Genomic DNA, 1831 nt, shown 5'->3' with positions numbered 1-1831 from the left:
GATATAATTATTTTAACAATGAATTAGGAGTGTTATACTTGTTAACAATTAATGAAATAAACCATATAATTAGCGGTGATTTAAAAGATGCCTATGGTAAAGAAAACAACCCAATTAATGATTTTGAAACAATGTATAGATTTGTAAGCAATCAAGAAACAGCATATATATCAGCAAACCCTGAAACTTGGTGGCGACAATTGGGTAGAGATAAAAGTGCACCTCACGGAAATTATTTCATAGATAAAGAAAACCCAAATATCGGATTGATTATTACCGAAATATATATACCTGATTTAAAATATAAGACACCTCAAATTATTGTTGAGGATACTGTAGATTCTTTAAAGAAATTAGCTATTCATATTAGAAATGAATATAAAAATCCAATCATTTCAATAACAGGTTCTATGGGTAAGAGTTCTACACGCATATTATTAAGAACTATGCTAAATGGATACACTGCTTTGCAAAACCGTGGAAACAACAATATTCGTGCTGCAATATATGCAAATATGTGTAAATTAATAAAGAATCAACAATTTGCTATTTTAGAAACTTCTCTTAATGCAATTAATCACCGTGGCAATTCAGCAATTGACTTAAAACCTGATATCGCAGTAGTAACCGGAATTGGTGCTGCACACTTTTCAACTTTCAAAAGTATAAAAGACATCGCTTTACTTAAAAGCAGAATTTTTGATGGCCTATCAGAAAATGGTATAGCAATTATAAATAAGGATACTTTATATTCAGAATTATTAATTGAAAAAGCATATAATAACACAAAAAAGGTTTTTACATATAGCATGACAGATGATTCTGCTGATTTAACCATACAGCACATAGAATATTTAAAAGGTAAAACTTTGGTCAAGGCAGTAATTGATGAGACAGAGTATGAATATGAGATACACACAATAAGTGAAGGTATGGTTTCTAACTCTTTAGCAGTAATAGTATGTTTACATATATTAAATATAGACTTTCATCCTGAGTACTTTCAAAATTTCAAACCATTTATAAGAGTTTTAAATATGAAGGAAGTAAAAACACCTACTCACACTTTAACATTGTTAGACGATACACATAACGCATCTCTTCCAGCTATGGTAAATGCTATTAAAGCATTCAATACTCAAGCAAAGTATTTTAGTGGCAATAAGATTATTGCAATTGGAAAAATAAATGATTTAGGTCATAAATCAAAAGAAGTTCACGAAGAACTTATTCCAATTTTAGAAAATTCCAAAGCTGATTATATTTTATGCCTTGATGATGAATTAGGTTCAGTTGTAAAGAAAATTAAAAATAAAAACATAACATGGTATCCAAATTCAGATTTATTAAAAGAAGATTTAAAATATTTATTAAATGAAGATTCATTTGTTCTACTAAAATCTTCAGCTGGAGGAACTGAGTTCCCCAAAATCGCTCGCGAGTTACCAGACGAACTAAAAAAATACCCTAAGAGTAAAAGTACTCTTCCTTTGTTTAACTACATGAGCTCAAAAGGAAAGTCATATCTTATTATAGATAATGACAGCAATGATGTCATTGAACAACAAAACATACTAAACTCACAAACGATAGAAGGTATTGGCCCATTAATAAATTTCATTTATTCCTCAGATTTTCCTACTGACAACATTAAAGTAAAAATGAAAAATTGGGCTTCTAATGATTCTCAATATTATGAAGGTTACGAAACTGATTTACAATCATTAATCAAGATGATGGCAAGGTCACCACACCCATCTCTTACATATGAATTATCTAGTATTTTGTTCCCAAAATCTGGACAAAGAGATAGTTACCAAAACGCGATTAT

1 protein-coding gene is annotated in these 1831 nt (G+C 29.6%); it reads left to right on the top strand.

Features of this window, described 5'->3' with window-relative positions:
- Window positions 1-38 precede the first annotated feature (38 nt).
- Window positions 39-1831: Mur ligase family protein (locus tag CD122_RS11525; RefSeq protein ID WP_240624169.1), on the top strand; the 1793-nt coding region annotated here is incomplete at its 3' end.

This window comes from Staphylococcus rostri (genome assembly GCF_002902145.1).
GTDB classification, from domain to species: domain Bacteria; phylum Bacillota; class Bacilli; order Staphylococcales; family Staphylococcaceae; genus Staphylococcus; species Staphylococcus rostri.
This window is presented reverse-complemented; position numbering and strand designations above follow the sequence as displayed.